Origin of the sequence: Aliiroseovarius conchicola (assembly GCF_041403445.1) — a bacterium.
GTDB classification, from domain to species: Bacteria; Pseudomonadota; Alphaproteobacteria; order Rhodobacterales; family Rhodobacteraceae; genus Aliiroseovarius; species Aliiroseovarius conchicola.
This window is the reverse complement of the sequence record NZ_JBGEHL010000013.1, coordinates 1-18,004: the sequence shown is the minus strand read 5'-3', so window position 1 is coordinate 18,004 and position 18,004 is coordinate 1. Positions and strand designations below refer to the sequence as shown.

Here is an 18,004-nt window from a genome sequence, read left to right as displayed (position 1 = left end):
CGTGCTGCTTTAGATGTTACAATCCGGCAAACTCTTCATAACCTTGACAGATCTGTGCCGGAAACCTGCGGTGCGTCGCTGTTTTAGGGGTGACACCTGAAGCAAAAAGAAAGCCCCGACAAGCGGCGGAGCTTTCTCGTTTCGTTCAATGTAACCCGGATCAGAGGATCTGGCTCAGGAACAGTTTAGTACGCTCGTTCTGCGGATTGTTGAAGAACTCGTTAGGTTCGTTCTGCTCCACAATCTGACCGGCATCCATGAAGATCACACGGTTGGCGACCTCTTTCGCGAATCCCATTTCGTGGGTCACGCAGAGCATGGTCATGCCTTCTTCGGCAAGCTCCACCATGGTCTCCAGCACTTCCTTGATCATCTCTGGATCAAGCGCCGACGTGGGTTCATCGAAAAGCATGATACGCGGCATCATGCACAGCGAGCGGGCAATCGCCACACGCTGCTGCTGACCACCCGACAACATGCCCGGGTACTTGTGGGCCTGTTCTGGGATTTTCACTTTTTCAAGGAAATGCATCGCCGTTTCTTCCGCCTCTTTACGCGGCGTTTTACGCACCCAGATGGGCGCCAGCGTGCAGTTTTCCAGAATGGTCAGGTGTGGGAAGAGGTTGAAGTGTTGAAACACCATCCCCACTTCCGACCGCACTTTATCGACGTTTTTCAGGTCCGAGGTAAGCTCGGTCCCGTCAACGATGATCTGACCTTCCTGGTGTTCTTCCAGACGGTTGATGCATCGGATCAGTGTCGATTTCCCGGACCCCGAAGGCCCCGCGATGACGATCCGCTCGCCCTGATAAACGGTCAGGTCGATATCGCGCAGTACGTGGAATGCACCGTACCATTTGTTCATGCCTCGAATTTCGATGGCAAGTTCATCCGAAACCGCCATCTTTGAGCGATCGGCGTGTTGGTCGAGAGTAATAGAAGACATAGGTCTCTCCTTTAACGGTGGTCCGTGCGAAGTCGACGTTCGAGATACATCGAATAACGCGACATCGAGAAACAGAATATGAAGAACATTAGGGCGATGAAGCCATAAAGCTCCCACACAATACCGTTCCAGTTTTGGTCGCCACGGATACCATTTGTTAGTCCCAGCGGGTCGAGCAAGCCGATGATCGACACCAGAACCGTGTCTTTGAACACGCCGATGAATGTCGAAACGATCCCAGGGATCGATATCTTCAGAGCTTGCGGCATAATGATCAGACGTTGTGCTTTCCAATAGTCCAGCCCAAGTGCGTCGGCAGCCTCGTATTGGCCGGTTGGAAGCGCAGCAAGACCACCCCGGATCACCTCGGCCATATAAGCCGCGGCAAACAACGTCACCATGATCAACACCCGAAGGATGATATCAAAGTTAGTGCCGGGTGGCATGAAGATGTTCAGAAGCGTCGAGGCGACGAACAGAAGCGTGATCAACGGTACACCACGAATGAACTCGATAAAGCCCACACACAATGCCCTGACGATCAACAAATCTGATTGACGACCCAAAGCGAGAACAACGCCAATCGGCAACGAACACGCAATGGCAACAACGCCAATAGTCACCGACAACATAAAGCCACCGAAGTTGCGGCTGTCCACCGGATCCAAACCGATCGGAATGATGCTGTGTAAAAGATTTGCAAACCCGCTGGTCAGCGCCAGCCACCACACGACGGAGGCCACAACTGCAATGATCAAGCCAACGAGGCTTCCCACTATTGGTGTCAGGAAGCGATACGCCAAGTACCCGACAACAAAACCCAACGCAGCACTAATCGGAAGCCAGATCGATCCACCCCAAAGCAGCCACGGGGCCAGGAAGGGATAGATCGCTGTAAAGATCAGCGGATTGGGCAAACGCTTAGCGCCCTGTGCGATCTCGGCGGCCCGATCTTCTTTCGAAGTCGAAAACGCTTTGAAGCCCACAAAAGCAGAAGCGGCCAAAAGAAGCAGGCCCAGAATGACGCCAAATGCCCCACCAAGATACAGTCCGGTCAAACCCAATACTGCAAGAAGCAGTACCCAATTCATCCGGCGCGAGATCATGTTGAACAAGATCGGAATCAACGCAACGAACAGCAATGCAAAGGCAACCACTGGGCGCCAGCGTTGGTCCATTGTGCCTTCTGCTGATCCATTCGGGTAGAAGCCGAACAGAAGCTGTTGCCAGCGTTCATTGATGACGCCCCAACAGGCGCCACTGTGGCCGTGACCGGTACCCAGAATCTCGCGGCATTCATTTAGTGATCCGCTGTTCCAAGTTGGTGAAAGGATCCACGGCACCAAGAATGCCAAGACATACCACAGCAGAATTAACGCCAGAACAGTAAGGATCGAGTTACCGATCCCGTTGAACAGGTTGGCACGTGCCCAGCCGACAATGCCGACCGAGGTTGCGGGTGGGGCTCGTTCCGGAAGAATCTCGGAACGAACGTAAGCCATTTCAGGCATATCTGTAGGTTCAGACATATCAGCGCTCCCTCAGCTTCACAGATTCGTTGTACCAGTTCATCACACCTGAAATTGTCAGGGAGATGGTCAGGTAAACAAGCATCAACAGCAGAACCGTCTCAAGCTCGCGACCGGTCTGGTTCATCGTGATACCACCCAAAGTACCCGTAATATCCATATAACCCACGGCAATAGCCAAAGAGCTGTTCTTGGTTAGGTTCAGGTAGTTCGAAATGAGCGGCGGTATGATCACCCGCAATGCTTGCGGTAGGATAACCAAGCTCATCGTGCGATTTGGGCGAAGACCCAAGGCTCCGGCGGCTTCAGATTGGCCTTTCGAGACGGCAAGGATACCGGCACGCACAATCTCGGCGATAAAGGCCCCGGTATAGAGCGAAAGCGCCAACCACAAGGCAATAAGAGAGTTACGCAGATGCGTTCCGCCCTTGAAGTTAAAGCCCTTCAATTCAGGATACCCCAGGTGGAAGCCCAGGATCCAAAGCACCAAAAGGAATGGCACAACAATAACGCCAAGGCGCCAGTGCCACGTCCGTGGACGGTCACCCGTTGCCTCTTGTATCGCGTCAGCACGGCGCTTGAACAACACAGAGATCAAAACTCCGCCAATCAACACCGCCATTAACGCAAGAAGGTCAAGGCTGATATCGAAGCGAATTGGTGAAGCGCCAAACATGTGAACATCACCGAGGCTACGAGAAAACAAAGCTTCGGGAATATAGATACCGCGGTTCGTTACTGCGACGCTATCCCACCAGGACATCGACGCTTCGCCAGTCTTGAATGCTCGGGGCTTTGGCAGCGTTTCGATCAGGATAGCCATCGTGAACACGATCCAAAGCAAGACCGGTACGTTGCGGAACCCTTCGACATAAACGGCTGACAATCGTGAGACGATCCAGTTGGGCGACAGGCGCAGAACGCCAACGATTACGCCGATGACAGTCGCTGTTACACAGCCCAGCACGGCCACCAGTAGCGTATTCAGAAGCCCTACCAGAGAGGCGCGCAGGTGTGTGTCCCGAGAATTGTAGTCCAGCAAGCGTTGGTTAATATCATACCCGGCAGGCTCAGCCATGAAGCCAAAGCTGGGTTCTTTCCCAAGGTCTGCCAGGTTTTGTGCGGTGTTTGAAAGAAGCCAGCCGATCAGCATCAAGAAGCCGATCAAAGCGATAATCTGGATGGTCATCGAGCGGTAGCGACTATCATACAAAAGCATGGATAGCCGGAACTGGCCCTGAGGAGGGTCGGTAAGTGTTGTCATAGAAGACGTCCCCGTTGCCCTTGGCTTTGTTTGTTGAAAGCGCGGCTTGTGCCGCGGTGCCAAGGTGCGTTCAGATAGATACGAAAAGGGCGTGGCAGAACCACGCCCTTTCCTTTGAAGTTCTTAGCGGAAGGGAGGCGAGTAGATCAGGCCGCCATCTTTCCACTGAGCATTCAGACCGCGCGACAGAGCGATCGGTGTGTCTTCGCCGATGTTTTTGGCAAACAGTTCACCGTAGTTGCCGCCCGCCATGATGGCGCGCTTAGCCCAGTCACCGTCAAGGCCGAGCATTTCGCCCAGGTTGCCTTCGGTGCCGAGGATACGGTTTACTTCCGGGTTGTCGCCAGCAGATGCCGACAGCTCACCGATATTTGCCGATGTGATACCAAGCTCTTCAGCCGAGATCAGCGAGTTCAGCGTCCAGCGTACAATGTCGCCCCATTCGTTGTCACCGTGACGGACCAGCGGGCCCAGCGGCTCTTTCGAGATGATTTCGGGCAGAACAACGTGTGCCGACGGATCTTCGAAGGTGGCGCGTGTTGCAGCCAGACCCGAAGCGTCTGTGGTGTAGGTGTCGCAAGCACCGGCAAGGTACTGTTGCTGACCTTCAGCGTTGGTTTCGATCGGAACCGGCTCGTAGCTGATGTTGTTAGCGCGGAAGAAGTCCGCGAGGTTCAGCTCGGTTGTGGTACCGGTCTGGATACAGACGGTCGCACCGTCCAGATCTTTCGCCGAAGTCACGCCCATTTCTTTCGGGACAAGGAAGCCTTGACCGTCATAATAGTTCACACCGGTGAATTCGAACTTAAGGTCGGCGTCGCGCGACAGTGTCCATGTGGTGTTACGTGCCAGCATGTCGACCTCGCCCGAAGCAAGGGCGGTGAAACGGGTTTTACCCGTGGTCGGCACAAATTCAACAGCGTTGGCGTCGCCAAGTACAGCTGCGGCTACAGCGCGGCACAAGCCAACGTCGAAACCTTCCCAGTTGCCGTTTGCGTCGGGTGCGGCGAAGCCGACAAGCCCGGTGGTCACACCACAGTTCAGCTTGCCGCGCGCCTTGACGTCGTCAAGGGTTGAAGCAGCTGCGGCGCTAGCAGCCAAGCCAGCGACGGTCAGTGCGCCAAGAAAAACGGTTTTTTTCATGTTTACCTCTTCCTGATAGTTGCCCGCAGTTTCGGGCTATTTCGCGATCATTGTGACCGCAGACATGTCTGCGAGGGGATAGACCCCCTTCAACATGGGAAAGAGTTTGAAAGAATTGATCAACTATCGTCAAGAGCTACATCGCGAATAGCGATACTTAACCTAGGGGAAAGCAAGAATATTAGCCAATCTAAGGTATTGGTTGCGTTATGTTTCGTTGCGACTTGCTTGCAAGAACCACGCCGCGTTCACAATATCGAGACGTTTTTTCTGAGCAAGTTCCGAGGCTTCCTCGTCTTCACCCCACTGCTCGATCTGCCACTCTTCGTCAAGACGCGACAGGGACCATGCTTCGTCTATAGACAGCCTGTTTGCGGTAACGGATAACGCCAACACCAGTGAACCGCTTATGGCAACCAAATCGTGGAAGGCTGCGATCTCGAAATGGTTGAGCGAATACACCTGTTCCGAGAGCCGGGCGACCGCTTCGCTGTCTTGCGGTTGGTGCATGATTCCCGCAACCGGGACGAGCCGTGCGCCGTAAGTATCCGCCGCCCACTCCAACAGAGGGTCCCAATGTTCAGCCTGTCGTGCGATGAGCGCATCCGGGTGGGTGGCGCGATAACATAAAAGGTCGCTGTCACCATATGCAGCCAGCATCTCGGCAACTTCAGAGAACTGGTGGGCAACCTTATCCAGCGCTGAATTGGCCATCCGCGTCACTGGCATAGTGGCCGGATCAACCTCGTCGACCTGGGCATCCCACTCGGCCGCTATGGCCTGGGCCAGCGCCGCAGTTGGGACCTTCAACAGTGTCTTCGCCGGCGTTTTGATCGAACGCCCATCAAGTTGGACTGTGTGACCTCCGTCAACCTGTATGGCCTTGGCCTCGGTCCAGAACCGTTTTGGTGCCCAATTGCTCATGCACGCCCCCACAATTCGTCCAGCGCAGCTGAGAGATCAGCATAGCTGTCGATCAAGATATCAGCCCGAGCAGCTTCAAGGCGCGCGCGCGGATGATAACCCCACGTCACGCCGATCGTGCGATACCCGGCCGCCCGCCCCATGTCCAAATCGAACGATGTGTCACCAATCATCACTGCGTTCGTTGCCTCTACGCCGGTTTCAGCCAGGGCGGCATGCAGCATTGATGGGTTTGGCTTGGACGGATGATTATCCGCAGTCTGACTTGTCACGAAAAAATGGCCAAGATCATGCGCATCATATGCGTGATCCAACCCACGGCGCGCTTTGCCCGTTGCAACGCCCAAGAGCACCTCGTCCTTGCCATACAGGTGGTTCAACGCATCACGCGCACCCGGATACATCGGAGCCGCTGCCTCGCCCCCCTTTTCGGCGCGCAACTTGATGAACATATCTTTGTATTGCTGGGTCGCCTCGGCGACCTCGGACTGGGTGAGGCTCGGCACCAGAACTTCAATGGCATCGTGAAGCGACAACCCAACAATCGAAAGCACCTCTTCACGCGTTGGAAGAGTTACACCCATCTCGCCAAAAGCGCGATTCATGGCTTCGACGATGAAGTCCTGACTGTCGATCAGAGTGCCGTCCATATCAAAGACGGCCAATTTCAACGTGGTCATGAGAGCGCCTCGAACGGGTCATCCGCGGCAAGATCTTCGGTCCAGTCGAATGTCTTGAATGTATCGGCCATATGCTCGGGCAATTCGGCGGTCACAGTGACAGGCTTACCTGTTACCGGATGCTGAAACGTCATCGAGCGGGCGTGCAGGTGCAATTTGCGTGAGATGTCTCCACCAATCATCGCCCCCCAGCCGTCGCCCATGTTATCCTGACTGGAGCCGCCATATTTCCCGTCACCAATGATCGGATGCCCGATCTCGGCCATATGGGCGCGCAGTTGGTGGGTGCGACCGGTGATCGGCTCCATCGCCACCCATGCCGCGCGCGAAGCGACGCGGTAAAGCGTGGCATAGAGCGTATGCGCCCGTTTTGCGCCAGGGGTCTGGTTCATTTCACGCGGATGCACGCAAATCATTTTCTCGCCTGCGCCTTTTCCGCCGCCACCGGCTTTCACCAGCCCAAAACGAATCTCACCCAGATAGGGTACTGGTACCCCGGCCACGACAGCCCAATAAATCTTACGGGTTTCCTTGTGGCGCATCGCGGCAGTTAGGGCCGAAGCGGCCGCCTGCGTGCGTGCCAAAAGCAACACGCCGGATGTGTCTTTATCAAGCCGGTGCACAAGACGGGGTTTTTCATCTCGGTCGAACTTAAGCGCCTCGGCCAGCCCATCGACATGACGGGTCTGCTTCGATCCGCCCTGTGTGGGCAAGCCCGGCGGCTTGTTTAGCGCAATGATGTGGTCGTCGCGGTAGATAACACAGGACTGAATCAGCTTTGCATCAGCGTCTGACACCCGCGATTTCGTCGGCGTGGGGCGTGAACCCGCGTCGGTGACAGGCAAGGGCGGCACCCGCACCTCGTCCCCGGGCCCAACGCGCGTCGAGGTTTTGACCTTAGCGCCGTTCACACGAAACTCGCCCTTACGGCAGCCTCGTTCGATCCGACCTTGGCCCGCATGCGGGAACATTCGTTTGACCCAACGGTCCAAGCGCTGCTCGGCTTCGTCCGGCCCAATCGTGATCAACTGAACCCCACTCATGCCAGCACCATGCGGGCAATGTGGATGCCGGCGAACAAAGCCAACAACGACAGCAGAACCGAACCAATGATGTAGAAGCTGGCCGACGACCAATCCCCGCGTTCGATCAGCGTGACCGCATCCAGCGAGAAGGCTGAGAAGGTGGTGAACCCGCCGAGCACACCGGTCATCAGGAACGGTGCAAGATGCAAGCCGCCTTTGCGTGCCAACACCACCGTCAACGCGCCCATCAGAAGCGAACCAACGATGTTTACAACCATTGTACCTGCAGGAAATCCGTGTCCCAACATTCGGATGACTCCGGTGTTGGTCAGATAGCGGGCGGACGCGCCAATGGCTCCGCCAAGCGCAACTTGTAGAAGGGGTGTCATCATGCCGCCTGACTGAGGCCCCGCGCCCCGCTTGTCAAGCGTCCGGGTGGTCTTTGCGCACCTCTTTCCAGCCTGTGATCATGGGACCCACCAGATCTTCGCGCTTCCAAAACCGGTAATACAAGATGGCTGCGATGTGCAGGCCCACGAGGACAAGAAGCAGTTTTGACAGCAGCCGATGCGTGCTGGCCGCCCATCGTGCTGTGTCAAACTCGACCCAACCAGCCAAAGGTCCAACATTCACGAAATCATCCGGGTCTGCGATTAGTCCGGTCACGACCTGCGCAATCAAGACAACCAGCATCGCAAACACCGACAATGCCCCCACAGGGTTATGACCCGGCCAGTTGCTGGGCACTCGTTTGGCCATACCGCTGACATAACCAAGCGTCTTTTTAGGACCATAGATGAACGACCGAAAACGGACGGGTTTGGGGCCCCGAAATCCCCAATATACCCGGATCACCAAAAGCGCCGCGACCGCGTATCCGATGTAGAAGTGATAGGTCATAATGGAAGGCCCGAACCGCCCAAGCGACCAACCGGTGACCACAGCAAGAACCAGTGACCAATGAAACAGACGCGTGACAATATCCCAGATCAGACGGCGTTCGGTTGGCTGTTCCATGGTGGCTCCTTTTATTGCGGCGTCAGGTATCGCGCTTGGTACGCAAGCGCGAGAAATAGTCGACGCGCTTCTTAAGCTCGCGCTCAAACCCGCGCTCTACTGGGACATAATAGACGCCCCTCTTCATTCCGTCCGGGAAATAATTCTGCCCTGAAAACCCGTCAGGCGCGTCGTGGTCATAGGCGTACCCCGCACCATAGCCCTGATCCTCCATCAATTGTGTGGGGGCGTTCAGGATGTGCTTGGGAGGAGGTTCCGACCCAGTTTTCTTCGCAGCTTTCATTGCGGCCTTGTAGGCCACATATGCCGCGTTCGATTTCGGCGCGAGCGAAAGGTAGGATACAGCCTGCGCCAGTGCCAGTTCACCTTCAGGGCTGCCCAGTCGTTCATAGGTTTCCCACGCATCCAAACACACGCGGTGGGCTTGGGGGTCGGCAAGGCCGATATCCTCGACCGCCATGCGGGTGATGCGCCGCGCCAGATATCGCGGGTCTTCACCGCCCGTCAGCATCCGCGCAAGCCAGTACAGGGCCGCATCTGGGTCCGAACCCCGTACCGATTTATGCAAAGCCGAAATTAGGTTGTAATGCTCGTCGCCAGATTTGTCATAAACCGCGGCGCGCTTCATCAAGCGCGAGGACAATCCTTCGACATCCAGCTTTCCGTCGACTTTCCAGGCAAAAACCTGCTCTGCCAAATTCAGAAGGGCACGCCCATCTCCGTCAGCCATCTCCAGCAACGCCTCGCGCGCCTCGCCTATCAGGGGCAAAGGGCGGCCCAGCTCTTGCTCGGCACGTTGAGCCAAGCGTTCCAAATCGGCGAGCGATAGTCGGGTCAAGACCAACACCTGCGACCGCGACAAGACCGCCGCGTTTAGTTCAAACGAAGGATTTTCGGTGGTGGCACCCACCAATAGGATGGTGCCATCTTCCATATGCGGCAGAAAACCGTCCTGCTGGGCTTTGTTGAAGCGATGGATTTCATCCACAAACAACAACGTCCCCTGCCCGTTTGTCCGCCTAAGCCGCGCCGCTTCGAACACTTTGCGCAGCTCTGGCACGCCTGTGAAAATCGCACTGATCTGCACAAAATGCAGATCGGTTTCTTTCGCCAATAGGCGGGCGATGGTGGTTTTGCCAACGCCCGGCGGACCCCAAAAAATCAATGATCCCAAGCTGCCGGCTGCCAGCATGGTCCCAAGGGGCGCGTCCGGGCCAAGGACCTGCTCTTGCCCAATGACCTCGACCAGTGATTGGGGGCGCAAGCGGTCTGCAAGCGGGCGCTGGACGTCGTTGCCGGCGGACAGTGAGTCTGAGGGGGTGTCGAACAGATCGGCCATAAAGCAAATCTAAGGCGCGCGCGCGGTAGTGGAAAGCTGAAATAGCACAGCACTAGAGTCAGAGCAGTTTATATTCCTGTGCGCGTTGAATCGCTTCTGCGGTTGTTCGTACAAAAAGCCGCTCGCGGGCGCTGCGCAAACGAGCCTTCAATGCACTTTCTGAAATTCCCAAAATCGAGGCGGCCTCTGCGTGTCGACTGCCTTTGGCGATCAATCTTAACGCCATGCGTTGGGCAGTTGTCAGATGTTCCGGAGGCGTGGATTTATCATGGAGTTCCCGCACCAGGGTGTGAATTTCGTCGATATCATCATCGCTGAACTCGCGGTCTTCGCGGGCAAAACCGCCGATGGAACGTGATGATGTCGGGCCATGAGAGACACAAATCCCATATCTCAACCCGTATCCCGCGGCTTGCATCATGATGCCATGTGGGTCGGGCAAGTTAATCTCGCTCCAGCGAATGGTGCCTTCGTTGCCAAAGCCCCAGAACACCATCGGATCCGCGAGCATGTAGCCGCGTTCGGTATAAATCTGGCTCCACCGCGGGTCATAAGTCTGGATCATGACATGGGCCGACGCATGACGAATATGCAGCCCCAGCGCATAACCTTTCGGCGCCAGATCCGTGAGCCTGGCCAGTCCCTGATCAAGACCGTAGTCGTTTGTCATCCTAAGCGTCCCTATGTCCCCGGCGCGTATCCTTTTAGGCATACGCGCCGAAGTCAAACAACCATGACTTGTTTTTTGCGTTTTCGGCATGGGTTTGCGCATTTTTTCAGGCTGACGTTGCGCCAAAGAAAAACCCCGCACAATTGTACGGGGTTTAATTCATCCTGTAGTGGATGATTTATTCTTCGACGTCTGCCGCAGCTTCTTCAGCTTCCAGACGGGCGCGGTCAGCAGCACCCTTGGCATCAACGTCGCGGTCGACGAACTCGATGATCGCCATCGGCGCCATGTCACCATAGCGGAAGCCAGCTTTCAGAACGCGCACATAGCCGCCCTGACGTTCAGCAAAACGTGGGCCCAGAACATCAAAAAGCTTGGCGACATGTTGGTCCTGCTTCAGACGCGATGCGGCTTGGCGGCGCGCGTGGATGTCACCACGTTTCGCCAGCGTGATCATCTTTTCGATAATCGGGCGCAGTTCTTTAGCTTTCGGCAGGGTCGTTTTGATCTGTTCATGTTCGATCAGCGAACCAGCCATGTTAGCGAACATCGCTTTACGATGTTCGTGTGTGCGATTCAGGCGGCGGTAACCACGAGCGTGACGCATTTTCTTAATCCTTCTTTGGTGCTCTTGTATGAGCGGTGCTTTGTCTGTGAACCGATGCGTGTCGGTCCCTCTCCTTGGGGCAGGATCGCCCAGATGGTCCCCGCCAGGTGCGGGCATGTTGGGGGCCAGATACCCGGCCCCCTAAGAAGATCAGAACTGATCTTCGAATTTCTTAGCAAGCTCTTCGATGTTTTCTGGCGGCCATTCTTCGACATCCATACCGAGGTGCAGACCCATGCCCGAAAGCACTTCTTTGATCTCGTTCAGCGACTTGCGGCCGAAGTTCGGAGTGCGGAGCATCTCGGCTTCGGTTTTCTGGATCAGATCGCCAATGTAAACGATGTTGTCGTTCTTCAGGCAATTTGCCGAACGGACAGACAGTTCCAGCTCGTCCACTTTCTTGAGAAGAAGTGGGTTGAACTCGAGACCATCGTCTTCGTCCTGACGGCCAGCAGCTTCTGGCTCGTCGAAGTTCACGAAGATCGACAACTGGTCCTGAATGATGCGCGCAGCAAAGGCCACGGCGTCATCCGGAGTGACGGAACCATCGGTTTCCAGCTTCAGTGTCAGCTTGTCATAGTCCAGAACCTGACCTTCGCGGGTCGGCTGAACGTCATAGCTGACTTTCTTGACGGGCGAGTAAATCGCGTCAACCGGGATCAGGCCAATCGGCGCGTCTTCCGGCTTGTTCTTGTCAGAAGCGACATAGCCTTTGCCAGTGTTGACGGTCAGCTCCATGAACAGGTCCGCGCCGTCATCCAGGTGACAGATCACGTGCTCTTTGTTCAGGATCTCGATACCAGCAGTTTCCGAGATGTCGCCAGCGGTCACTACCATGGGGCCTTTGGCCGAGATCGACAGGCGCTTGGGGCCTTCGACTTCCATGTTGATGGCAACACCTTTGAGGTTCAGAACGATGTCGGTGACATCTTCACGCACACCGGCCACGCTGCTGAACTCGTGCAATACGTTGTCGATTTGAACCGATGTGATAGCTGCACCTTGCAAGCTGCTCATCAGCACGCGGCGCAGGGCATTGCCCAGTGTCAGACCAAAGCCGCGTTCCAGCGGTTCAGCAACAACCGTCGCTTGACGTGCAGGGTCATTACCCGGCTTAACGTCCAGCTGTGTTGGCTTGATCAATTCTGCCCAGTTTTTATGGATCATGCGTCCCTCCATACTTGTCCTGTCCCCATGTCCAAAGGGCAGGACGCCCGAGGTTAAAATGACGGAAACCGGGCTGCGACAACCGCAGCCCGGCGAAAAATCTGCTTAGACGCGGCGGCGCTTTGGTGGGCGGCAGCCGTTGTGGGCGATCGGGGTCACGTCACGGATCGATGTGATGTTGAAACCGATAGCAGCCAGAGCGCGCAGAGCCGATTCACGACCCGAACCGGGGCCTTGAACTTCGACTTCCAGCGTTTTAACGCCATGATCCTGCGCCTTTTTGCCTGCATCTTCTGCAGCCATCTGAGCGGCGTAGGGTGTCGATTTACGCGAGCCTTTGAAACCCATTGTACCGGCGGAAGACCAAGCAATTGCATTGCCTTGTACGTCCGAGATCAGGATTTTTGTGTTGTTGAACGAAGAATTCACGTGAGCAACGCCAGAGGCGATGTTCTTACGCTCTTTACGCTTGATACGAGTCTTATCGCGAGCCATTGGTCAAACCCTCCCTTACTTCTTCTTACCAGCGATGGCCTTTGCGGGGCCTTTGCGGGTACGAGCGTTGGTGTGCGTACGCTGACCGCGTACAGGAAGGTTGCGACGGTGGCGAAGACCGCGGTAGGCCCCCAGATCCATCAGGCGCTTGATGTTCATCTGAACTTCACGGCGCAGGTCACCTTCAACGGTGTAAGTCGCGTCGATGTGCTCGCGGATTGCAAGAACCTCGGCGTCCGACAGTTCGTTCACACGACGGGTCGGGTCGATCTTCACGGATTCGCAAATGGCTTTGGCCGAAGTGTGACCAATACCAGTGATGTAAGTTAGGGCGATCGGGACCCGTTTATGGGTCGGGATGTTCACGCCAGCAATACGTGCCACGTAGTCTTTCCTTTCGTTGCGGTTCCGTAACCCCGGAACCTTTTTTCACAACGGAAGCCCGCCGGATTTTTCCTGCGGGCCGCGCTGAAATCTATGATCTGATGCATGTGGGGGGCGACCCCGTCTACATCGTGATTCCCATCAGGGATGGGGTGACTTAGATGGGATTGCCGCAGGCGTCAACCCGTCTTGAGCACTATGGTAGGATATCCGACATATGCGGCGCTGCAGGGTGTCGCCGAAAGCATCGCCTGACAGCCAATCAGGCGTTCAGAACACCCGCGATCTCGGCCTGTACTTCGTCGATGGTTCCAAGACCGTTGACCGATTGAAGATCGCCCTTGGCATAGTAGTAGCCGATTAGTGGCGACGTCTTCTTGTAGTATTCCATCAAGCGGATTTTCAGGCTTTCCGCGTTGTCATCTGCACGAACGGGCTGACCGGCCTTGCGAGCTTCTTCAGCCCGACCAACGATACGACCGACAAGAACGTCATCATCCACCTGCATCTCGATCACTGTGTCGAGCGATTGACCGTGCTTTTCGAGCAAAGAGCCCAACGCATCTGCTTGGCCGAGCGTCCGAGGAAAGCCGTCGAAGATGAAGCCGCCACCATTGTCGCCTTCGAGCTTCTCTTCGATCAGCCCGATAACGATTTCATCCGTAACAAGTTCGCCGGCAGCCATGATCGCCGCGACTTTCTTGCCCATCTCCGAGCCCGATGACTTTGCTTCGCGCAACATGTCACCAGTGGACAATTGGATCATGCCCCGTTCTTCCACCAATTTGGCGGCTTGCGTTCCTTTGCCGGCGCCCGGCGGTCCAAGCAGAATAATGTTCATCGACGCGCAGGTCCTTTCTTGGCTCGTTTCTTGCCGCGGAGCTGCGACTTCTCAATCAAACCCTCGTATTGGTGGGCTAGAAGATGAGATTGCACCTGCTGGATTGTATCCATTGTCACAGAAACGACGATCAAGACCGAAGTACCGCCAAAATAGAAGGGAATGGCGAATTGACTGCGCAGGACTTCCGGCAGCAGACACACCGCAGCCAAATAGGCCGACCCCAGCACAAGCAAGCGGGTCACGACGTAATCAAGATATTCAGCGGTCTTTTTACCCGGGCGGATGCCGGGAACGAAACCATTTTGGTTTTTCAGGTTATCTGCGACCTCGTCCGTCTTAAACGACACTTCCTTTGTGTAGAAGAAAGTGAAGAACACGATCATCGCAGTGAAGAACAGAAGATAAAGCGGTTGACCCGGGCCGAAATAGGCCAGCACAGTCGACATGATTGGTCCCGCTTGTCCCGACGAAAATGTCGAGATCGTTGTCGGCAACAGCAACAAAGCCGAGGCGAAGATTGCCGGGATGACGCCGGCCGGGTTCACTTTAACCGGTAGGTGGCTGGACCCACCGTCATAAACCTTCATACCCACCTGACGGCGGGGATATTGGATGTGGATCTTTCGCAGAGCGCGCTCCATGAACACGACGAAGCCAATCACTGCTACTACCATCACCAGCACACCGATAATGACAGCTGGGCTAATCGCACCCGACCGACCCGAAGCAAGGAACTGCGCAAGGGCAGCGGGGATCTCGGCCACGATGCCAACGAAGATAATCAGCGAGATACCGTTGCCGATGCCGCGCGCGGTGATTTGTTCACCCAGCCACATCAGGAACATTGTGCCGCCAACAAGAGTGATCACGCAGGCTGCGATAAAGAAGCCACCAGGGTTGGTCACCAAATCGCCCGCTTCGAGGCTTTTGGCCAGCGCAAAGGCCTGACCGGTGGCCAAAAGGACCGTGCCGTATCGGGTGTATTGGTTGATTTTTTTGCGGCCTTGCTCGCCTTCTTTCTTCAACTGTTTCAGCGGCTCCCACATGGAGCTGAGCAGTTGCACGATGATCGAGGCGGAGATGTAGGGCATGATACCAAGGGCAAAGACACCCATTCGGCTAAGCGCCCCACCCGTAAACATGCCCAGAACGCCGGCGATGCCGGACTGGGCCTGCTCCATAAACTCACGCAGCGCGCCTGCATCAATGCCGGGAACTGGAATATAGGTGCCCAGACGGTAGATAATCAAAAGCCCGATGGTGAAAAGGATCCGCTGACGAAGCTCGGTTGCCTTACCAAAGGCGCCCCAGCTCATGTTTGCGGCCATTTGTTCTGCTGCAGATGCCATAAGGCCCCCTTGATCAAGTAAAACGCCGCCGGACCGTTCCCGGCTCCGGCGGCGCTTGAAAACGTAGCAAGATATGTAAGGGGCAAGTCCGCCCCTCACAAGGTCTTATTCAGCTGCGGCCGGAGCTGCGACGGTCAACTTTCCGCCAGCTTTCTCAACAGCTTCAACAGCCGACTTCGACGCGCCAGTCACAGTAATGTTAGCTTTGGCGGTCAATTCGCCTTTTGCCAGCACGCGGACGCCGTCCAGCTTACGGCGCACCAGACCCGAAGCAACCAGTGTATCTTCGGTGATGTCTTTCGCGTCGAGCTTTTTCTCGTCGATGAATTTCTGGATCAGGCCAAGGTTGATCACAGCGAACTTTTTGCGGTTCGGCTTGCTGAAACCACGTTTTGGCAGACGTTGGTACAAAGGCATTTGGCCGCCTTCATAACCGTTGATCGCTACACCTGAGCGTGATTTTTGACCTTTGATACCACGGCCACCCATTTTACCGGTGCCCGAACCAGGGCCACGGCCAACGCGTTTGCGTGGTTTTGTTGCGCCTGGATTGTCGCGCAGTTCATTCAGTTTCATTTCGCTTCTCCTTGCCGGAACTGACCCATGAAGCGTGAGGGGCCAAACACGGCTTTTCTTGATATTGATTCTGGGTCTAAACAGACCACTGGGGGCGTATAGACGACCCATTTCGCCCACGCAAGCCTTTGTAGGCTCACTTGCGTGCCAGAAGGCCGATCGCGATACCTCCCAACACAAGTACCGAAGCGACGATCGCCCGCAGACCAAGTACCTCGCCCAAGAACGCGACCCCCGCGATCATAGCAATGACCGGGACCGAGAGCTGAACCAGTGCGCCTGTACTTGCACCTAGCCGCGGCAGAACACGATACCACAACGCGTAACCAAGACCTGAAGTTAATGCGCCAGAAGTGATCGCCAAAAGGATGCCGACTTGCGAGAAGACCTCGTTCAACGCGAACGGAAGGCTGATCAGCGCGACAAGAGGCACCGCATAAATGAAATTCCAGCCAGTCGCGACAAGTGGTTCGGTCGCGCGGCGGCCCATAAGAGAATAGATGCCCCAGCCGACAGCCGCGAGCGTCATCAGAAACAAGGCAGTGGAGTCAAATCGCACGTCGCCATTTGGCCAGACCAGATAGGTCAGACCTGCAAGAGACACCAACATCCCACCCCAGCGCAAAAGCGGAATCTGATCGCCCGCGCGCACAGCCCCCGCAAACATGGTCACCTGAACAACGGCAAAAAGGATCAGCGCGCCGATCCCAGCATCCAGGGCAACATACGCAAAGGAAAAGCCCGCAAGGTAGATCACCAACGCCGCCACTGCGATCCAATCCGGAGGCGTTCGCACCGGGATCCTGCGCTGTCCAACCCACATCAAACCCCACAACATCACCGCCCCCGCCACAACGCGGACAAAGGCAAACCCCGCGGGCCCTATGTGCTCGCCCGCAAGCCCGGCCCGATTGAGCAGCGAGTTTGCCGCGAAAGCCGTCATTGTCAGGAGGGTGAGAAGGAAGAGGCGCATTGAGTGATCCAAAGATATGTGCCGCTGCTCTAACAAACTTCCTTCGTTGCCGCACATCAATTAAATGTATTCGACCATGATCAAGGGAGCTTATACTTATCATAGGGTGTTAAGGCTATAAGACGCACCTATGAGCTCACCTCGATCGTTCCAAGTTGCGCTTATACTCTCTGTATAAGAAACATTACTTGTTATCTGGCGTGCGAAATATCCGCCACCAACCAGCATCATACCGCTTTTCCGTAAATAGTTTGCGCTAGAAATCGAGGTGAAGCTTTCACCTCGCTCATCGTGTAGTCTTACTCTCGCTGGCAAGCCCTGACTCCACAGCCAAACCATAGCCCTTTCAGGCGTGCCAAGGCTTGATAAGACCCTAAACAAACAGACATCAGCTACTTCGTCGCTACGTATTCGATACCAAGCTACCAGTCTAAGATCGGGGATTTGAGCTTTTCGTTCTGAATACTTTAGGCAATCCCTGACGTTGTTGTGCCGCATTGCAACCGCTATTATTCGGCTTCCTTTCACCGGGGCTTTACCACCAGAAAGAAACGGATCGGTATCTTCAGTTGCCAGATGATCGTAAGGGATAAACTCTCCCGATATTGTTGGTACATTCGGTGGATATAGTCGCAGGTATAAGTAGCAGACCATGACCGGTAGAAGCACGGTTAATACGAATACCTTTTTTGCAACTTGAGCACTCATTGCTTAGTCGCCCCGCAAACACATATAGCAGTTGCAATAGAGCAATCGCCCAAACAAGGTGGATTCCAAAATCTTAAACTAAAACGTTTCATCACAACTGGCTTCCTGTCCTCCCCACTTGATACGCGCTAGGGGTGATGGGAGTATCTTATCGGCTGTCCACATAATGTATATGTGAGGAATACCTTACGTTTATGGCTTTCTGAGCTATGCTCTTGCAGGAGGCCAGCCCCCACACATACAAACGCCGCCAGCGTTATGCTGACGGCGTTTTGTTGTATTTGATATCGTTTAGAGAGATTTAGCTTCTTACTAGGTTTGGCGGTGACCTACTCTCCCACGTCTTAAGACGCAGTACCATTGG

20 protein-coding genes are annotated in these 18,004 nt (G+C 55.4%); all 20 read right to left on the bottom strand.

Features of this window, described 5'->3' with window-relative positions; genetic code table 11:
- Positions 1-160: 160 nt before the first annotated feature.
- The 20 genes from V6N04_RS16180 to V6N04_RS16085 all read right to left on the bottom strand — a co-directional run bounded on the left by V6N04_RS16180 (position 161) and on the right by V6N04_RS16085 (position 17,640).
- Positions 161-946: an amino acid ABC transporter ATP-binding protein gene (locus tag V6N04_RS16180; protein ID WP_371171234.1), complete on the bottom strand. Its 786-nt coding sequence runs from the start codon at positions 944-946 to the stop codon at positions 161-163.
- Positions 947-957: 11 nt separating this feature from the next.
- Positions 958-2,475, bottom strand: coding sequence for an amino acid ABC transporter permease (locus V6N04_RS16175; RefSeq protein WP_371171233.1), 1,518 nt, complete (start codon positions 2,473-2,475; stop codon positions 958-960).
- Position 2,476: 1 nt separating this feature from the next.
- Positions 2,477-3,739, bottom strand: coding sequence for an amino acid ABC transporter permease (locus V6N04_RS16170; RefSeq protein WP_371171232.1), 1,263 nt, complete (start codon positions 3,737-3,739; stop codon positions 2,477-2,479).
- A 123-nt stretch (positions 3,740-3,862) separates the two neighbouring features.
- Positions 3,863-4,882: an amino acid ABC transporter substrate-binding protein gene (locus tag V6N04_RS16165; RefSeq protein ID WP_371171231.1), complete on the bottom strand. Its 1,020-nt coding sequence runs from the start codon at positions 4,880-4,882 to the stop codon at positions 3,863-3,865.
- A 207-nt stretch (positions 4,883-5,089) separates the two neighbouring features.
- Positions 5,090-5,806, bottom strand: coding sequence for an ATP12 family chaperone protein (locus V6N04_RS16160; RefSeq protein WP_371171230.1), 717 nt, complete (start codon positions 5,804-5,806; stop codon positions 5,090-5,092).
- Complete coding sequence (locus tag V6N04_RS16155; protein WP_371171229.1) at positions 5,803-6,486, bottom strand: HAD-IA family hydrolase; 684 nt, start codon at positions 6,484-6,486, stop codon at positions 5,803-5,805. Before V6N04_RS16155 ends, V6N04_RS16160 begins: the two co-directional genes overlap by 4 nt.
- On the bottom strand, positions 6,483-7,529 hold the full coding sequence (locus V6N04_RS16150; RefSeq protein ID WP_371171228.1) for an RluA family pseudouridine synthase: 1,047 nt from the start codon (positions 7,527-7,529) through the stop codon (positions 6,483-6,485). The genes V6N04_RS16155 and V6N04_RS16150 overlap by 4 nt, the downstream gene beginning before the upstream one ends.
- A complete protein-coding gene (crcB, locus tag V6N04_RS16145) occupies positions 7,526-7,903 on the bottom strand; it encodes a fluoride efflux transporter CrcB (protein WP_371171227.1) in 378 nt (125 codons plus the stop codon). Before crcB ends, V6N04_RS16150 begins: the two co-directional genes overlap by 4 nt.
- A 31-nt stretch (positions 7,904-7,934) precedes the next feature.
- Complete coding sequence (locus V6N04_RS16140) at positions 7,935-8,528, bottom strand: cytochrome b/b6 domain-containing protein (protein ID WP_371171226.1); 594 nt, start codon at positions 8,526-8,528, stop codon at positions 7,935-7,937.
- 22 nt (positions 8,529-8,550) lie between these two features.
- Positions 8,551-9,867 (bottom strand): replication-associated recombination protein A, encoded by a 1,317-nt coding sequence (locus V6N04_RS16135; protein ID WP_371171225.1) that lies wholly within the window; start codon positions 9,865-9,867, stop codon positions 8,551-8,553.
- Positions 9,868-9,925: 58 nt separating this feature from the next.
- Positions 9,926-10,537, bottom strand: coding sequence for an autoinducer binding domain-containing protein (locus V6N04_RS16130; RefSeq protein ID WP_371171224.1), 612 nt, complete (start codon positions 10,535-10,537; stop codon positions 9,926-9,928).
- A 178-nt stretch (positions 10,538-10,715) separates the two neighbouring features.
- Positions 10,716-11,144 carry a 50S ribosomal protein L17 gene (gene rplQ, locus V6N04_RS16125; RefSeq protein ID WP_371171223.1) on the bottom strand — a complete coding sequence of 143 codons (429 nt, stop codon included), beginning with the start codon at positions 11,142-11,144 and terminating at the stop codon, positions 10,716-10,718.
- A 150-nt stretch (positions 11,145-11,294) separates the two neighbouring features.
- On the bottom strand, positions 11,295-12,311 hold the full coding sequence (locus tag V6N04_RS16120; protein ID WP_371171222.1) for a DNA-directed RNA polymerase subunit alpha: 1,017 nt from the start codon (positions 12,309-12,311) through the stop codon (positions 11,295-11,297).
- A 105-nt stretch (positions 12,312-12,416) separates the two neighbouring features.
- Positions 12,417-12,806 carry a 30S ribosomal protein S11 gene (gene rpsK / locus V6N04_RS16115; RefSeq protein ID WP_371171221.1) on the bottom strand — a complete coding sequence of 130 codons (390 nt, stop codon included), beginning with the start codon at positions 12,804-12,806 and terminating at the stop codon, positions 12,417-12,419.
- A gap of 15 nt (positions 12,807-12,821) precedes the next feature.
- A complete protein-coding gene (gene rpsM / locus V6N04_RS16110; protein WP_371171220.1) occupies positions 12,822-13,190 on the bottom strand; it encodes a 30S ribosomal protein S13 in 369 nt (122 codons plus the stop codon).
- A gap of 262 nt (positions 13,191-13,452) precedes the next feature.
- Positions 13,453-14,031 (bottom strand): adenylate kinase, encoded by a 579-nt coding sequence (locus V6N04_RS16105; RefSeq protein ID WP_371171219.1) that lies wholly within the window; start codon positions 14,029-14,031, stop codon positions 13,453-13,455.
- Positions 14,028-15,383 (bottom strand): preprotein translocase subunit SecY, encoded by a 1,356-nt coding sequence (secY, locus tag V6N04_RS16100; protein ID WP_371171218.1) that lies wholly within the window; start codon positions 15,381-15,383, stop codon positions 14,028-14,030. The genes V6N04_RS16105 and secY overlap by 4 nt, the downstream gene beginning before the upstream one ends.
- Positions 15,384-15,488: 105 nt before the next feature.
- Positions 15,489-15,959 (bottom strand): 50S ribosomal protein L15, encoded by a 471-nt coding sequence (gene rplO / locus V6N04_RS16095; protein ID WP_371171217.1) that lies wholly within the window; start codon positions 15,957-15,959, stop codon positions 15,489-15,491.
- Between the two features lie 136 nt (positions 15,960-16,095).
- Positions 16,096-16,932, bottom strand: a complete 837-nt coding sequence (locus V6N04_RS16090; RefSeq protein WP_371171216.1) for a DMT family transporter — start codon at positions 16,930-16,932, stop codon at positions 16,096-16,098.
- A gap of 99 nt (positions 16,933-17,031) precedes the next feature.
- Positions 17,032-17,640, bottom strand: a complete 609-nt coding sequence (locus tag V6N04_RS16085; protein ID WP_371171215.1) for a hypothetical protein — start codon at positions 17,638-17,640, stop codon at positions 17,032-17,034.
- Positions 17,641-18,004 lie beyond the last annotated feature (364 nt).